The organism is Chryseobacterium soldanellicola (assembly GCF_900100115.1).
Taxonomy (GTDB): Bacteria; Bacteroidota; Bacteroidia; order Flavobacteriales; family Weeksellaceae; genus Chryseobacterium; species Chryseobacterium soldanellicola.
This window is the reverse complement of the sequence record NZ_FNKL01000003.1, coordinates 1-17,679: the sequence shown is the minus strand read 5'-3', so window position 1 is coordinate 17,679 and position 17,679 is coordinate 1. Positions and strand designations below refer to the sequence as shown.

Sequence of the window (17,679 nt, the reverse complement as noted above, 5' to 3'; positions counted from 1 at the left end):
TAATTAATTTCTAAATTCAATAAAAAAAACAGCAACAAGATTGGGTTTGGTAATATTCCGAAAAGAAATTTATTCCGTTAAAGTTGAGAGTTGATCTTTAGTTTGCTTTGATTGTTTTTTCTAACTTCGCACAAAGATTTTATAAAGAATATAATAGAATATTTGGAGTCATTAACTGCTTTTTCTTTTAAGGTTGAAAGAAAAACGATTTACTTATATTTGCCCCGCAAAGCAAATTCAAATGTTCAAAAAAGTAATCATTGTATTTATTCTTGGCTTTTATTCGGTTTTTTGTTCGGCCCAACAGGTTCGGCCCTCCAAATCATCTGAAATTTACCGTGAAATCAAAACCCTTAAAAATATTCCTAAAGTTTTATATCTGGCGGCTCATCCCGATGATGAAAATACAGGATTGCTCTCCTGGCTAATCAACGACCAAAATGTAGAAACCGGTTATTTATCATTAACAAGAGGTGATGGTGGTCAGAATTTATTGGGAACAGAGCAGGGGGCTGCATTGGGCTTAATCAGAACACATGAGCTTTTAGAAGCAAGAAAATTAGACGGTGCCCAGCAATTCTTTACCCGGGCGATTGATTTCGGGTTCTCTAAAAATACGACCGACACCTTTAAACAATGGAATGAAGACAGCATTATCGCTGATGTCGTTTGGGTCATCCGTAAATTTCGTCCTGATGTTATCATTTGTCGTTTTCCGCCTACTGCCGCGGCAGGTCACGGACAACATGCGGCTTCGGCTGTGGTTGCTGAAAAAGCCTTTAAATTGGCAGGCGATAAAAATGCTTTCCCAAATCAACTAAAATATGTCAATGTATGGCAGCCAAAACGTGTATTGTGGAATACATTCCGATTTGGTGGGATCAATACCACTGCTGAAAATCAACTGAAAGTTACCGTTGGGCAATATGATGCGCAATTGGGAATGGGCTATGGTGAATTGGCGGGATTAAGCAGAAGCTTACATAAAAGCCAGGGTGCAGGAACGCAGTCTGTAGCCGGCATCAAAACTGAATATTTTGCCCACGTTGCAGGTGAGCCTGCCAAAGCAACACTTTTTGATGGAATAGTTAAAACCTGGACCGCAAAAGGAAATGCTGACATTGACCAGGAATTAAATAAAATTATTTTCGCTTTCAATTTTAATAAACCAGACCAGAGCTTGCCTGCTTTGCTTGCTTTAAGAAAAAAAGTAATGGTGTTGCAAGATTCAGATCTGAAAAAAGATAAAATTAAATCTATTGACAATATTATTTTAAGCTGTGCCGGATTTATGGGCGAGGTAGTTACCAGTCAGGCTGAGGCTGTTGCCGGAGATAACTACAATTTCAGGTTAAATCTGATTTCAAGAGCTGAAAATCCTGTTATTTTAGAAAATGTAAAATGGCTGAGTCAGTCAGAAAGCTTTACCAGAAAATTATCAAAAGATTCTTTAATCACCATTCAGCATGACATTCAGATTCCTGGGGATACAGCGCTCACAGAACCTTATTGGTTGGCAAAACCTTCTATCAATGCGGCAACTTTCTCTGTTCCGAATGATACTTTAATCGGTTTGCCCGAAGCAGATTCACCATTAAATGTTTTGCTTGATTTAAAAATAGGATCGGAAAAGTTTCAGGTTAAACTTCCTTTATCATTCAAAAAATTAGATCCTGTGCGTGGTGATGTGGTTGAATCCCTGCGCATCGTTCCTGCATTGGAACTGAAGTTTACACAACCTCTTTATTTAGTTAAAGAAAATGAAGATTTACATTTGAGTTTAAATGTTAAGGTTAATTCCAATAAAAAGTTCAGTAATGGTAAAATAAACCTGATCTATAACGGAGAAACATTGGGGGGCGGCGAATTAAAGTCAATCAATGGGAAAGATTTTACCGTTGATTATGTTATTCCAAAGGCTAAACTTGCCTCAATTAATTCAAATCGTTTGCAGTTGGATGCCAATTTTATTGCAGACGGAGTCACTTATAATAAAAAACAGGTATTAATTCAGTACCCGCATTTACCTTCTTTACAATATTTTGTGCCTGCAACGGTAACGGTGATGAAAGGTGATATTCAGACCAAGGTTAAAAAAGTGGGTTATGTACAAGGTGCGGGCGATTTCATCCCTGAGTTTCTGCGCATTGCAGGTATTCAGGTAGAAGTCCTGAAAGACGAAGATTTTTATGGCAACCTAGATGAATCAGGCGGAAATGGAAGTCAGAACAAACTGTCACAATATGATGCCATAGTTCTTGGTGTTCGTGTCAATAATACGGAGAAAAAGCTGGGTCGATGGATGCCTTTTTTATGGTCTTATGTAAAATCCGGAGGTAATCTGGTGATGCAGTATAACACTAATCAGGACACAACCGTTAACCAATTGGGAATGTACAATTTCAGTATTGCTAATAAGCGCGTGACAGAAGAAAACGCTGAGGTTAAATTTTTAAATCCAAATCATAAATTACTGAATTTTCCAAACAAAATTACTGCTGATGACTTTAAAGGCTGGGTACAGGAGCGTGGAGCCTATTTCCCTGATCAATGGGATGCAGCGTATGAACCGCTTTTTGAAATGCACGATACCGGTGAAGAGCCTCTGCAGGGATCAACTTTATATGCCAAATACGGGAAAGGTAATTTTATTTATACTCCGTTAGCATTTTTCAGACAGCTGCCTGCGGGAAATGTAGGGGCGGCACGTTTATTTTTAAACTTTTTATCTGCACAGAAAAACTGATGAACAAGCAACTTAAAAACTGGAACATCTGGTACATATTATTAGCCGTTGCATTGGTATGTCAGATCGTATTTTATTATCTGTTTACTAAATTCTGGGCATGAGCAATATAGATTGGACCGTTCTTATTTTTACACTGGTTGCAGTGGTTGTTTACGGCGTTTTTATCGGTCGTGGCCAAAAAAGCAATGCTTCATACCTGAAGGCAGATAATAAAATGCCGTGGTATATTGTGCTGATCGGTATTATGGCTACGCAGGCCAGTGCCATTACGTTTCTTTCAGCGCCGGGTCAGGCGTATACAGACGGGATGCGTTTTGTACAGTATTATTTTGGTCTGCCATTGGCGATGATTGTGATTTGCATTACTTTCATTCCGATTTTTCAGCGTTTGAATGTTTATACGGCCTATGAATATCTGGAAAACCGTTTTGATAAAAAAACAAGAGTGCTCACGTCACTGCTTTTTCTTTTTTCCAGAGGCTTATCAACAGGAATCAGCATTTATGCTCCAAGTATTATCTTGTCAAGCGTTTTAAACTGGAATATTTACTTAACCAATGTTTTAACAGGTGGCATTCTGTTGATTTACACCTATGTTGGCGGTGCAAAAGCGATCGCGCATACCCAAAAACTACAGTTTCTCATTATCCTGGGAACCATGGCTTTTGCCGGGTATCTGCTTATTCAAAATATGCCGAACGGAATTGGTTTTAAGGATGCACTTTATCTGGCGGGAAAATCCGGAAAGCTCAATGTCATCACCACAGAATTTGACTGGAAAGATAAATACAATATCTGGAGCGGCTTAATTGGTGGTTTTTTTCTGGCACTTTCTTACTTCGGAACCGACCAGAGTCAGGTTGGGAGGTATATTACGGCGAAAGACAATACCAACGCAAAAATGGGCTTGCTACTTAACGGATTGGTTAAAATTCCGATGCAGTTTGCTATTCTTTTGATTGGTGCGTTGCTTTTCGCTTTCTTTTCTCTAAAACCGGCTCCGATTTATTTTAATGAAAGATCTTATCAGCATTTAAAGGAAACAAAACCCGAACAGGCAGCGGTTTTTGAAAAAGAGCATCAGGATTTACAACTAAAATTTAATGCAGAATCGAAAGAAATTCTACAATTGAAAGAAACTCATTCTCCACAACTTAACAAAACAATTCAGGATTTTAAAAACACGCAAACCCAGGTAAAAGCTCTTCACGGAAGGGTAGAGGAAGCAATCAATCATTCAAACTATAACGCAGAGAAAACAGATACAAACTATATTTTCCTGTATTTCGTGAAAAATACATTGCCTGTCGGGATGATCGGTTTACTGTTTACCGTCATTTTTCTGGCCAGCTGGGGCTCAATTTCTGCAGCACTGAATTCCCTTGCCGCCTGCTCATTAAAAGATATTCATTTGATATTTAAAAAAGAAATTCCTGATGATGCAACTGAGCTGAAATACAGTCGTCTACATACGTTAGCCTGGGGAATTTTCTCAATCGGTGTAGCTATGTTTGCCACGCAGATGGGTTCCCTTATTGAAGCGGTTAATGTATTGGGTTCTCTTTTCTACGGCCCGATACTGGGGATTTTTCTTGTTGCCTTTTACTTTAAGAAAATCACAGGTTCCAATGTATTTATTTCTGCAATTTTATCAGAAATTACGGTTATTGCCGTTTATCAATTCGATATTGTTTCTTTCCTTTGGCTCAATGTAATCGGAGCCGCGGCAGTCATCATATTTTCAGCAATCGGATTACTGTTTTATAAACCGAAAGCCGTAAATTCGTAATCAATAAACAAACAAATAAAATAGTATGAAAACAATGATTAAATCTGCTACCATGCTTTTTGCTGCAATGACGATTTCAGTAAATGCATTTGCACAGGAAACAAAAAAACCAGCGAGCCCTCCGGCTACTGCAACAGGAAAAATTAAAGATGCTACCATTACAATAGCTTATAGCAGTCCTTCTGTAAAAGGGCGTACAATATGGGGTGGTCTAGAAGCTTATGGTAAAGTTTGGCGTGCGGGAGCCAATGAAGCAACCACTTTCGAAACGGATAAAGATATTACCGTTCAGGGTAAAAAGCTGCCTAAAGGTAAATATAGTTTTTTCTTGATTCCAAAAGAATCCGGAACCTGGACTGCGATTTTTAACAAAGAACCAAAACAATGGGGAGCTTATAAATACGAAGAATCTAAAGATGCTTTACGTGTTGATGTGAAAACAAAAGCTTTACCGGCAACACAGGAAACTTTAGTTTATAAAATAAACAATAATGGATTCACAATGGATTGGGATAAAATCTCAGTTCCCGTAGAGATCAAATAAATGTAAATATGATAAATTAAAATCCCGTTAATCCGGGATTTTTTTTGTTTAAAAAAAGATAATCATCATTATTATCCTTTTTTCGAAATCATTCTCTGATTACTGGTTTATCATGTAGTGCCATTTCCGCAATCTCGTCCTTACGTTTAAAAAGAAACCCCTTGTCGGTAGCAACTTATATAATATTAATTGAAATAGCTGGAAAAAATTGCCTGTAAAAATAAAATATAATCTAAGATAGCTAACTTAGAATGAAGCAAAATAATTTACAAAACTTCTGAATTTAGATATTGGTCTGGCGACGAATGCGGCTTAGCGTTTCTTTTGTGATACCCAGATAAGAAGCAATAATCCACAATGGAAAACGCTTCACAAGGTCAGGATGCATTTTTAAAAAGTTTTCATATCGTTTTTCAGCTGAATATCCTATAAGCAACAATTTGTTTCTTTCATTTGCTATAGCATGATTTTCATCCAACTTTAGTCTCATTTCAACGAAAGCTGGAATTTCTTGTAGTCTTGGATAATCTTTTTTGCTAAATAGGAGTGTATCACAATTCTCGTAAGCCTGAATATTATAAATTGTAGGAATTTCGCGAAAATAGCTATCTCTATCACCAACCCACCAGTTTTCAATTGATAAAGCGACAATATTTTCTATACCTTTTTCATTGACAGCAAACTTGTGAGTTGCACCTTTGCAAATGAACGCATAATTTTTGCATACATCACCATTCTGTAACAAAAACTGCCCTTTTAAATACTTTCGAGGTATAAAAATTTCCTGAAGTATTGCAATTTCTTTATCAGTCAATGGACTACTTGCATGAGCTTTTATGTATGATATAAGTGTTGTATGCATTAATGCAAATATACAGCAATTACATCGTTTAGAAATTAACCGGCAATAAAATATTGCATACCAGTCCTTTAAAATTATTAATGGCAAATTTACAAGAAAATTTATGGGATGAAGATGATATTTGTTAAAGCAAGTTGATAATTATTTTAGATATTTAAAAAATGGACATTATACTTATTACTGAAGTAAAAAGTCATTCTCTGAATGAAAATGACCTTGTGAATTAATTTAATGACTTTACTATTTAATCCTTTCTATCTTTTAAAAGCGGTATTACTTTGGAGCCTATAAGCTCAATTGAACTAAGAAGTTGCTTATGATTAAGTCCTGCATTATCCATTTGAAATGTAAACCGATCCACTCCGCCAAGCGATTTACTGTGCCTCAGCAGCTTTTCTGCGATTTCTTCCGGTCCGCCTACCAGTAATGCCCCTTTTGCTCCGTTTTGAGCGTCAAATCGACTACGTGTTACGGGCGGCCATCCACGCTCTTTTCCTAATTTTGTCCAAAGTTCCTGATAGCCTGGATAATAATCGGCAACTGCTTTTTCGCTAGTCTCTGCGACATAACCCGGTGAGTGCAATCCAACTTTTAGATCCTCGGGAGCAAATCCAGCCCTGTGACCTGCTTCTCTATACAAGTCTATGAGAGGAGCAAATCGCTCAGTTTCTCCACCAATTACAGCCACCATTAGAGGTAATCCCAATTTTCCGGCTCGTTGAAAGGATTCTGGTGTTCCGCCTACTCCTAGCCATACTGGCAATTTGGATTGTAACGACCTTGGATAAATCGGCTGGTTGTGAAGAGGCGGCCTATATTTACCTTTCCAGTTTACAAATTCTTGATTTTGAATCTGTAAAAATAATTCCAATTTTTCCTTGAACAACTCATCGTAGTCTTTCAATTCAAATCCAAATAAAGGATAAGATTCTACTGCTGATCCGCGACCAACTACTACTTCAGCTCGTCCTTTAGATATCAGGTCAAGTGTGGCAAACTGCTGGTAAATACGAACAGGATCAGATGTACTTAACACAGTAACGGCACTTGTTAATCGAATATTTTTGGTTCTTGTTGCAGCTGCAGCAAGAATTACAGCAGGTGCTGAATCTAAAAATTCTTTTTTATGATGTTCACCAATACCAAAAACATCAAGCCCAACTTGATCGGCGCGTTCAATTCGTTCCAGAAGCTGCTCCATTGCATCAGCGCTATTGAGGCTTGTGCTGCCATACATAGCTGATGCGAAACTATCAATTCCTACTTCCATCTATTTATTTTAAATTTCATTGATATGGGCGTTGGTTTGTTCTGGGCTCATGAATGCATAGTAATGTTTAGCCTTGCCATTTTCCAGAATAAAAAAATCCATGCTGTTAAGCATTGGTCCGCTGGTTTGTATTTTGCCATAGAGCCTGGCACTGTTTTGCAATCCTTCTATTTCTCCGGTAGACGAAAAAAAGAATTGAGGATCACTCTGTAATTTTTCTATGAAATCAGAGATCTCCTTTATGCCAGTAAGTATAAAGTCTTTGTCATACATCCTGATATCAGCATCATAAATGCTATTAAGCAATTTTAGCCGTTCAGCAGCATCTTTTTCATTCCAGGCGGCAACATGCACATTTTGTAATTTTTCGAGTTCCATGATATGATTTACTTTTAATTGTTATAGAATTCGTTCTTCGAACCCTTCTTGGATAAAGGTACAATATCTTCCAAGTTGCAATTGTTGATAAATGTCAACAAATGATAAAAAAGATTATAAAAACTACAGAACACTCAATCGGGTTGCTAACTTTTTTAGGACACAATACTGCTCATAAATACAATTATAGCGGGAAGGAAGATTCGGGAATGTATAATTGCAGAGCGGGGATATATGTCAGATTTATAAAAGGGATGTTATTTAATAATTCCGAATGACGGTTGCTGCAAAAGTTCAGACAAAAACAAAAAAAGCTGATTTCTGGGAAGTAGTTATTTTATCTGGAACAGTGAGCAATTGAAAAATCTGAGAAAATTTGATTTAACAATTTATTCACTTATTATAATTAGTATATTTAATGGAGCTTACTAATATTTTTTTTGCACTATTTTTTACTATATGGCTTTTACTTTTAAAAGATTCCTTGGGATAATAAAGCGGAAAAATAATAGATTATTTACGTATTATACAACCTGAGAATCTCCACCAATTCGGGTATGGACCGTATTTTCAGCTTTTCAAACAACCTGTTTTTGTAAGTGCTGATCGTCGATGAATGGAGATTTAGTTGATTAGAAATTTCTTTGAGGGGAAGGCCTTCTGCCAGCTTATTGGCAATTTGCAGTTCGCGGTCTGACAGCACTTCAAAGGGTGAGTTGCTTGTAGCACCATTTAATGATTCTAAAAACATCGCCTCTTTTAGGTCTTCACTTGCATATCGGCCAGTGCTAAGCATCGCCGTTAAAGCAGTTTCGATTACTGCAGTGGAGCTTTGCTTGTTTAGATAGCCACCGGCACCCATCTTTAAATAACGCATTGCATACAGCTCTTCATCCTGAGAAGAAAATATAAGAATTCTTAAGCTGGGTTGGTGTATTTTTATGTAATCGATCGCTTCCTGAACAGAACCATTGGGCATATTGACGTCCATAATGGCCAGATCCAATTTTTCCTTCAAAACTACTTTGTACAGTGATTTAAAATCCTCTACTTCAGAGATTATAGCATCAGGGAAGAGGCGTTTGATGGTTTGTAGTAAACCCATCCGGACGATACCATGATCGTCTGCTACAATAATATGAACGTTTAGTTTTAAACCCATCATTCTATAAATTTATGTAAAAAAAGGGAAACCGTAGTGCCTGTATTTTCAGACGAAAAGATTTCGATGTTTCCATGCATCAAGGATACAAAATTTTTTACAATTTTCAAACTCAATCCAGCTCCTTTCTCACCAGCAGTACCATGGAATATGGGATTACCGTAAGTGAAGACCGTAGATAAATATTTTTCATCCATTCCTGTTCCGAAGTCGATCACAGAAATTATCACCTGATGATCTTCTGTAACTTCCTGCAGGTGAATATCGTGCCCGGAAAAACTGTATTTCAGTGCATTATTGAGAATCTTGTCTAAAACATATTCCAGCAACAAACGATCGGTTGTAACAAATGCATTGGGATCTCCTTTAAAATGAAATTTAATGTTTTTTTCTTTTAATTTTACAGCATATTTTTCTTCAAAATGGTGAAAAAGATCCATCACCATGATTTTTTCAGGTTTAATTTTAAATTCCCCGTATTGTGTTTTTAACCAGGCAGTGCTGTCCTGAACGATTTGAAGATTCTTTTGGGCATCGCTTTTTACCTGCGGCAACAACTTAAAAAAATCTTCCTCACTTATGGTCTTTTCTTCCACGGCTTCGATAAGCCAGAGAAAATTTCCAAACAGTTCTTTTGAATCATGAGATAATATCGAGATCAGTCCGTTTTTAAAACTGATTTCGTTTTCCAGTTTTTCGATTTTTAATTGTAGTTCCTTGATAAGGTCTTTCATAAATTCAGTATCATGGCTTTAAAAAATTCTTCAGTATTTTTAAAGCATAGTTTATTATTTATTTTTTACGATTTCTATACCAATCCACTTTTGAATCATATCAGACAGGGTTTGTTTTAATAAAGGTTTGGTTAAAAAATCTGACATTCCGGCTTGAAGACACTTTTCTTTCTCACCAGGAAGACTTCCTGCCGTTAGTGCAATAATAGGTATTTCGATATTTTTTTCCAAGGATCTTATTTTTTTTGTTGCTTCAATGCCATTGAGATGGGGCATCTGAATATCCATTAAAATAAGATCAGGGCTCTCTTTTTCGTATTTTTCAACCGCTTCAGTACCATCTTTTGCCTCGATGATCAAAGCTTGAGGAATAATATCCTTTAAATAAGTTTCGGTAAGAAGTAAATTAATAGCATTATCCTCAGCAATTAAAATTTTTATTTCGTGCTTGCTCCCTTCACTTGCGACATTTTTCATTTGCTCCGGCTTTTTCTTTTCAGAACTCTTTAAGGTGGATAAAACCTGGTACATCTGCTTCATGCGAATCGGTTTTACGAGCCGGTTTTCTATTTCTAATTCGTCACATGCATCCTGTAAATCAGGGTCATCGGACGAGCTGTATAAAACAACATATGGCGCTACGTGGTTGGCGTCGGGAATAATATTTTTCATTTTCCTAATGGTTTCAATGCCATCCATAATGGGCATATGATAATCTATAATGATGACATCGAATTCGGACTTGTCCATGATCAAAAGCAAAGCCTTCAACCCGCTGTCGCATTCTATTACTTCGATATTTTTCCGTTCCAGCATCCTTTTCAGGATTTTCCGGTTGTTTTCATTATCATCCACAATCAAAACCCTCTTAATATCAGTTAAGCTTAAATCATATTCCTCTTCTTCCGTATCAAACTGAATATCAAAGAAAAAATCGCTGCCCTTTCCCTGATCGCTTTCGACCTGTAAAACACTGCCGGCAAGCGCCAAGATTTGGTTCGAAATGGTGAGTCCCAGGCCAGTACCCGCATATCTTTTAGTAATGCTGCCATCTTCCTGTGAAAATGCGTTGAAAATTTCCGCCTGTTTTTCGCTGTTAATTCCAATACCGGTATCGCGAACTCCAAATCGGATTCTTTTTTTTCCTTCTCCTAAATCATCTAAAACTTTAACATATAAAACAATCTCGCCTTCTTCGGTAAATTTTAAAGCATTGCTCAAAAGGTTGACGAAAACCTGCTTTAAGCGCATCTCATCAGTCCATATATACCTGGGCATAGTGTCGTCAATATCGATGAGCATTTCTAGCTGCTTTTTGGTAGTACTGTACGCAAGAATATTGAAGGCTTCTGAAACCAGTTCTTCGATCTCTACTTTATCAAGGTTTAGCTTAAGATTTTCCTTTTCTAATTTTGAGAAATCCAGAATATCGTTGATGATGCTGTATAAGGAAACTCCGGATTGATTGATAATTTCTAAATACTGTCTCTGTGTTTCGTTCAGATTGGTGTCTAAAAGAAGCTCTGTAAAGCCGATTATACCATTTAATGGGGTTCTGATTTCATGGTTCATATTGGCCACAAACTCCGATTTTAAAACATAGGCTTTTTCTGCCACCTCTTTTTCTTTACCCAAATACCATTTTGACGCTTGGTTTACGATCTTATTGACGAACTCTTCCTCTGCTTTATCTAAATTTTTCTCTTCCCTGTCAAATAAATTTAAATGAGCAATAAGATTGTCCTCAAGACCCGGGATGGGATAACTTTTATGAAATTTAAATTCTGAGTTTTTAAATTCATAAACTGAAGTCTGATTATCCAAAAGAAAATGAGGATTCTGAGGATAAATCTGATTGAGGGATGCATCACTGGAAGCAATAACGTAAACTTGCCCTTCCGATGTAATACTCATGGTACAAAGCTCCGTCTTGGTCATTTTAGCAGCCGCGAACACTAAGAAATCAAAAACATCGGCATATTTTTTTTCGAATGCATTTAATTTATCATGATAGTGCTGATCCGGCGATTGATTATTGCTGTTAAAATGGTCCATAAGGAAGAATTGTTTTAGAAAGTATTGTTAAATTGCCGTAAAGCTGTAATAAACATTGATAGAGTAAGTGGTATTTTCCTTTCCTACCAAGCTTTGGGCACCTGCAGCTGGTATGGTATATCTTATGTTCAGTTGCCGGTCCAAAACCGGTGTTCCGTTAAAAAGTATTTTTTGGGGAGTTTTGGATAATGGAGCAGTTACAGAATTTCCATCCACGCCAATTTGTAATATGTTGGAATTGATGTCCGTCTGCAGACCGCCTTTCTTAAAATAATTTTCATCCGATTTTACATAGAGCTCAAAATTTTCATTATTGGACAATACAATTTGGTTTGGGATCACTTGTGACTGACCATTGGTGTACTGGGCAGCTGTATTAAAATTGAAGTTTACATTTCGCCCGGAACTTGGGATGGTGATTTCCGACAGAGGAAGCACCTTTAACTGAACAGCCGTATTTTGCAAACTGTTAATTGAATTATCTGTACTTTTAGCATTGAAGTTTAATTCAAACGTATAAGTTCCGGCTTCAAAAAAAAGGTTTTTAAAATCCTCTGCAGACAGATAAAGCTCTGGACTGAAATTGTTTCTGTTTCCCGCAACAACACTGAAATTAGCAGCGGAAAAATTCTGAAAATCCGCAGATAAGGCTTTAGTCGTAAGTACAGATCCACTGCTGCTGCCCAATTTAATGCTTGCTATATTTCTGGTTCCCGGAACACCTTTTGAAGAAGTGAACTGAATATTGGTGGAAGCAGCTTTCGCCCATAAATTAAAATCAACCGTATGCGCAATTTCTGCATTATCTAAACTGAATACCCGCGTGCCTGTGCTTCGGTAGTCATTTAAAGAAGATATTTCTATGTATTTTGTTAAAGATGAGGTGAGCCATCTGATGGATGAAGGAATGACTAAAATTGTTTTAAAATTATGTGGCGTGAAATCGTTATAATTCTGAGTGATATCCATGGAATAATTCCCGGCTCGGTAGGCATTAGCAGCAAACTGTGCGGCAGGAATTTTAAATATGAAATTGATATTTCCCCGGTTGAATCCTCCTCCAAAAATAATGGACGCTGGCGGTTCAAACCATTTTATAGCGCTTGTACTGAACGACTGGAAACCAGGTAAAGAACCCGAATATCCAGTAGAGGGCAGCTGACCGCCCATACTTTCTAACTGCCACAGAAGAGTGGAGCTGGGTAAAGTAAATGAGGAAGACGAGTGAGTAAAAGTAAGTCCGGAAACAGAGGTAAATGTAGGAGCCGTTGGCAGTAAGCCCAAAAAGGCATAATCCCAGTTTGTTCTGTTGGCGTTCGTCATTACCCTTGTAGGGACTGAGGTAAATTCGCTTCTGTTAAAAATATTATTTTCAGGAATCGACAGGTACACATCCTGAGCTTTCATGACTGTTGACCCGCAGCATACAGTGAAAATTCCTATTAAAAAAGCTCTCATCGTTTTCATATCATCTAAATTAAAACTTTTTCACCTTTATCGTGGTGTCTTTCTTTTTATATTCAAAAACCACAGTTTCTGAAAAACCTTCTTTTGTCACCTTTATAGTTTGGATGGGTTTTGTATAGCTGTATTTATCATTTTCAATATAAAGGTCGTATTGTCCATCTTTCAGGAAAAACTCAAACTCATTTTTTTGATTAACCACAGCGGTATAGATCTTACCGTCTTCACTTTTTGCATACACTACGATTCCGGTTACATCCGTTTCCAAAACATCGTAGGCTTGTTTGATCTCTGTTAATTTCCCACTTACCCTGATGTTTTTTACCAAGCCTACTTTGCGGTTGATGTTGTTATTGACCATAATTGCAGGATCCATCATCAATCGGGCACCCGCACTTTCGTTCACCTTCAGGGTGTACATACCTTCAGGCACATTCTGAAAAACTACTTTTCCGTTCTTATCCGTCATCGCTACATAATTGTCCAGTTTTACTATTTCATTTGCAAGTACCGATTCACCGGCCTCCAGGAGTCCATCGAAATTTTTATCTTCAAATAACTGGAACGTCACTTTATGATTTCCAAGGGCTGTAGCTGCAGCAAAATATTTTTTAATTCCCACTCTGAACTGGTAATAACTGCCACTGCTTGCATAATCAGCCGTAGATTTATAACCGGAAAAATTAAAATAACCTGTGGTGGACCAGGAAGGTGAAATCTTATATTCCAGATTACCGCTCACATTGCTGTTTAAATTTTTATAAAGCTCCGAATAGGAAGTTCCTGCTGAAAAAGATCCTGTCAGATTATTATTCATCATCTGGAAATTATACGAAGCATATACATTGTAGTTGGCAAAATTACGGTCTGTATTGTAATAAGAATTTAAATCAAAGACACTCGTTGCGTTCCATTGGGCGGTTCCGTTTAATGAGAAGGATTTATATCTGTAAGACAAGGTTGTTTTCAGACTGTTGAACCAATCGTCTCTATTCTTTGCTTTTGAATAAGAATATTCCGCCGTCCAATTCAATCCGTGGGCACCAAATGTAGCACTTACGTTGGTTTCCAGCCGGTAAGAAAAAAGTTCCTGCGATGTATAAAAATTGGCTGTTTTTTGCCTTTCAACCTTCGGAGCCAGTAGAAAATTCCAATTTTTTAAAGAAAACTGGTAACCTGTTCCCAAAACTTCTGTGCTGTTGAAATAATAACGCAGATTAGCGGTATTCCCAGGTTGGATGGGTGCACTCTGGAAACTCAGGAACTCGGGGTCTGTCTGCGAATTCTGATATTGTATAAAAGCGCGCTGAGAATCAGAAAATTGGCGGCCGATCCGTTGATTTGAGAGGAAAGATCCCCGTTTGATCCCTGCATAACTTTTGGTGGCAAAGGAATTAACAGATTGGACATCCCATTTCCCTATTTTTCCCTCGTAATTGGCTCCCATTAAAGCTCCTGCGTTTTCATCTCTGTTTGAAAGGCCTTTTTCGTGGCTCAGACCAACCTCCGTGCGGATGGTATTTTTATCATTAATTAAAAATGATGTTACCGCATTCGCGACCTGTGTATCTACGTTAAAGTGCGGATCATGGTCGAATATATAGGACAATTTTCCATTGAAAGATTTAGCATTTCCAAAACCATATTTTGCACCCACCATGGTAGACCCTTCTGTTTGTTTGAAATAAGTACCGTACAGATTATAATTATTTTCCAGCGCAAGAATTTCAATCTGATTATTTTCACCAAATTTGGTAGAAATTTTCCCACCTCTTCCGAAAACCGGGTAATCGTAATCGTTACTATTCACATTTCCCACCCGTAATACCGTATTTTTTCTTTCCAGTTCCAACCAGGTATCATACAGATTATAACGGCCGTCTTCAAGATAGTAATCTGCTCCCATGTTGAAGCGCGATTTCAAATTTTCAGTCACACGAAACGCTGTGTTTCCTCTCAATTGAAGATAATTGAAACCTGAACTGTTTTCATTATAGCTAAATTCAGCAAAATTACTTCCGCTCACCGCTTCGTTTCCACGGGCAATTTGTCTGTTGTGCGATAAAATAACTAAATAAAGGGTATTGCTCCCAACGATTTTATTATCAAGCAGGTCAGTTGCGATTGCATTAATATTAAATTCCGGATATAGCGTATTCTGTTGTCTGACTCTAATTTTGATCTCTACCGTTTGTTTCTCTAAACCTTCCAGAGATACGGTTTGTTGTTTGGGCATCATTTCCAAGCCATCAGGAATGGATTGTAAATCAATCTTAACGGTTCGTTTACTATAGCCCTGGTTTTCTACAATCAGCAGAATTGAGGATTCAGGAACAGCAGGGTTAATGAAATTTTCGTATGTGGCCGTATAAATTGCGATGTTTTTGTTCTCGTCTTTGCCAACGAAGAATGAGGCGCTTTCAGTGTTGGTGATCGTTGGGGTAGTGTATGAAACCTTGAATTTGATCTCATTGGATCTAAGTTTCATAAAATCCACGTTGGCGATCAGTTTTACAGGAAGATTTTTAGACTGACCCGCACCCAAGGTAAAGTCATTTTTGGGATAGAAAAGCAATCCCGGATATTTTTCCTCAGGTATGATATTCTGAATGGTAATCTCTTCAGAACTTTTATTCTCAATGACAAGGAAATTAGTAAAAGTAGAACCCTTCTCAACAGCTACACTGTCATTTTCAAAATGGATTTGGACATCCTTTTTTTCCTGCGCAAAGGCCAACGAAAAGTGCAGAAGAGCCAATGCAAAAAATAAGATTGTTCTTCTTACGATTGATATCGATATTCCATTCTGTGGTTTCAAGACTTGATTTTTAAAATTTAAAGTTTTTTTCGCCTACGCGTAAATCATTGGATTCTGCCATTTTGATAATTGCCACGCCAAGGAAGTTCCCTGAAATGTTCTCTGGTAAAGAAAATTGAACGACCTGATTGGTATCGGGAAGCATGGAGATGGAAATTGCGGGTAATTTTATTTCCTTGCCAGTATCTGTATTGGTCAGTTCAAATTCAACAGTGGCATCATTGATGGTGTTTCCATCATTATGAATGCTTACTGCGACTTTTCTGTTCGATGTATTCCCAGTGCTCATCTCTGAAATATTGGTAATATCCAGACTTTTTACATGGTTCCCCGGTGGGGTATAAAAGATGTGAAGTCCCACCTCAAATAAGGTGATAATACCAATACCATTCTGAATACGTGCCTTATCTGCCTGCTGAGGAAGTTGGGTGAAAAACAACATGCTGTTCGTAACGGCAGATTTTGATGCGTTTGCCGGAATCTGCATGGTTACTGCAATCTCCTTTGTGCTTTTCGCAGGAACTGTTACAGCGTTTTCTAAGGTGGACATCCAGGAAGCATTGGAAGTTTTTGAACTGCCTGCATCAAGATAAACCTTATTTCCGTCTTCTTCTCTAACCCAATCTTTATAGTTGAGATTAAAAACATAATCCTTATCCGAGCTGTTTTGAAGCGTGACTGTCTTTGTCACTTTTTCTCCTGGATTACCGGTAAAAAACAAGCGTGTTGGCGACATAGAGATGCTTTGTGCCAGAATTGAAGAAGACCCTGTGAGGATAAAGAAAATGAAAAGGTAAATAAACTTGCGCATGGTGTAAATTGTTTAAAAATAAAGATTCCCAAAACTACTGAAAACGTAACAAAAGGAACCTTTATAAACTAAAAAATTTTATTATAAAGCTGTTGCAGTATAAGTTACTGTTTGCGTATAAGTTCCGGCCGGTTTACCTAAAATATCAGAAGAAGATGATTTTGCCGCTGGAATCGTGTAGTCTAAATTCAGTGTTAATGCGCTTCCAAGCGGAGCGTTTGCTACTAAGGTTTGATCCGTTGCAGATAAAACTACAGGTGTTTTTGTTCCACCCATTGTTCCGGCCGCTGTAGCAGCTTTGATTGTCAAAACATTGACAGGGATTAGGTTGGTTCCATTCATAAAATTAGCACCTCCTGCTTTTACTTTAACATTAAAGTTCTTTGTTGAAGTCACTTTTAAAGAGTTGGCTTTCGTAACCGTTTGATCAGAGTTATAATCTGCTGCAGTAGCATAGTTGAAATCAACTGTATTACCGATTGCAGTACTTCCCGCATCGATAGAGATTACATCGTTCAGGGTAATGTTTACGGTTGTTGTTGCGGTAGTATTTTGAGCTTGAACATTGTTAGTTCCTACTATGATTGCTCCGATAGTTAAGGCTGCGATTACAATTTGTTTTGTCATGATAATATTATTTAATTTTTATTCTTGTTTAATTGTTCTCTTTTGAACATTACAAATCTACGGCGGCAATAAAAGTTTCTTTGTAGTGGAAACTGGAAGTTGATGTAGTAAAATAACTACACGGTTTATTCATTTGATTTAAATAGAAAAGCCCTTAACACTTAGAAAGTGCTGAGGGCTTATATAAAATTTCCTTATTTTTATTATAAAGCAGTTGCAGTATACGTAACTGTCTGCGTATAAGTTCCGGCTGGTTTACCTAAAATATCAGAAGATGATGATTTCGCAGCTGGAATCGTGTAGTCTAAATTCAGTGTTAAAGCGCTTCCAAGCGGAGCGTTTGCTACTAAAGTCTGATCCGTTGCAGATAAAACGACAGGTGTTTTTGTTCCGCCCATTGTTCCGGCAGCTGTAGC

General features: G+C 37.5%; 13 protein-coding genes and 1 pseudogene. 3 read left to right on the top strand and 11 right to left on the bottom strand.

Annotated elements, in window-relative coordinates:
• Window positions 1-241 precede the first annotated feature (241 nt).
• The 3 genes from BLT04_RS09550 to BLT04_RS09540 all read left to right on the top strand — a co-directional run bounded on the left by BLT04_RS09550 (window position 242) and on the right by BLT04_RS09540 (window position 5,082).
• Window positions 242-2,746 (top strand): PIG-L family deacetylase, encoded by a 2,505-nt coding sequence (locus BLT04_RS09550; protein WP_089755585.1) that lies wholly within the window; start codon window positions 242-244, stop codon window positions 2,744-2,746.
• Window positions 2,747-2,846: 100 nt separating this feature from the next.
• Window positions 2,847-4,538 (top strand): sodium:solute symporter family protein, encoded by a 1,692-nt coding sequence (locus BLT04_RS09545; RefSeq protein ID WP_089755584.1) that lies wholly within the window; start codon window positions 2,847-2,849, stop codon window positions 4,536-4,538.
• Window positions 4,539-4,563: 25 nt separating this feature from the next.
• On the top strand, window positions 4,564-5,082 hold the full coding sequence (locus BLT04_RS09540; RefSeq protein WP_089755583.1) for a DUF2911 domain-containing protein: 519 nt from the start codon (window positions 4,564-4,566) through the stop codon (window positions 5,080-5,082).
• A 283-nt stretch (window positions 5,083-5,365) separates the two neighbouring features.
• On the opposite strand, the gene BLT04_RS09535 is transcribed toward BLT04_RS09540, so the two are convergent.
• The 11 genes and pseudogenes from BLT04_RS09535 to BLT04_RS09485 form a co-directional block, all read right to left on the bottom strand.
• Window positions 5,366-5,944 carry a Crp/Fnr family transcriptional regulator gene (locus BLT04_RS09535; protein WP_089755582.1) on the bottom strand — a complete coding sequence of 193 codons (579 nt, stop codon included), beginning with the start codon at window positions 5,942-5,944 and terminating at the stop codon, window positions 5,366-5,368.
• A 244-nt stretch (window positions 5,945-6,188) separates the two neighbouring features.
• Entirely contained in the window at window positions 6,189-7,214 is a 1,026-nt protein-coding gene (locus tag BLT04_RS09530) for an LLM class flavin-dependent oxidoreductase (protein WP_089755581.1), read from the bottom strand.
• A 9-nt stretch (window positions 7,215-7,223) separates the two neighbouring features.
• Window positions 7,224-7,592: a glyoxalase gene (locus BLT04_RS09525; protein ID WP_089755580.1), complete on the bottom strand. Its 369-nt coding sequence runs from the start codon at window positions 7,590-7,592 to the stop codon at window positions 7,224-7,226.
• Window positions 7,593-8,109: 517 nt separating this feature from the next.
• Window positions 8,110-8,757 carry a response regulator gene (locus BLT04_RS09520; RefSeq protein WP_089755579.1) on the bottom strand — a complete coding sequence of 216 codons (648 nt, stop codon included), beginning with the start codon at window positions 8,755-8,757 and terminating at the stop codon, window positions 8,110-8,112.
• Window positions 8,754-9,488, bottom strand: coding sequence for a sensor histidine kinase (locus tag BLT04_RS09515; RefSeq protein ID WP_089755578.1), 735 nt, complete (start codon window positions 9,486-9,488; stop codon window positions 8,754-8,756). Before BLT04_RS09515 ends, BLT04_RS09520 begins: the two co-directional genes overlap by 4 nt.
• A gap of 54 nt (window positions 9,489-9,542) precedes the next feature.
• Window positions 9,543-11,543, bottom strand: a complete 2,001-nt coding sequence (locus BLT04_RS09510) for a response regulator (RefSeq protein WP_089755577.1) — start codon at window positions 11,541-11,543, stop codon at window positions 9,543-9,545.
• 27 nt (window positions 11,544-11,570) lie between these two features.
• Window positions 11,571-13,010 carry a hypothetical protein gene (locus tag BLT04_RS09505; RefSeq protein ID WP_089755576.1) on the bottom strand — a complete coding sequence of 480 codons (1,440 nt, stop codon included), beginning with the start codon at window positions 13,008-13,010 and terminating at the stop codon, window positions 11,571-11,573.
• Between the two features lie 10 nt (window positions 13,011-13,020).
• Window positions 13,021-15,825: a COG1470 family protein gene (locus BLT04_RS09500; protein WP_228421932.1), complete on the bottom strand. Its 2,805-nt coding sequence runs from the start codon at window positions 15,823-15,825 to the stop codon at window positions 13,021-13,023.
• Window positions 15,826-15,835: 10 nt separating this feature from the next.
• Complete coding sequence (locus BLT04_RS09495; protein WP_228421931.1) at window positions 15,836-16,636, bottom strand: WxL protein peptidoglycan domain-containing protein; 801 nt, start codon at window positions 16,634-16,636, stop codon at window positions 15,836-15,838.
• 81 nt (window positions 16,637-16,717) lie between these two features.
• A complete protein-coding gene (locus BLT04_RS09490; RefSeq protein WP_089755574.1) occupies window positions 16,718-17,263 on the bottom strand; it encodes a peptidoglycan-binding protein LysM in 546 nt (181 codons plus the stop codon).
• 203 nt (window positions 17,264-17,466) lie between these two features.
• Window positions 17,467-17,679 (bottom strand): annotated as a pseudogene (locus BLT04_RS09485) (peptidoglycan-binding protein LysM); the annotation flags it as partial.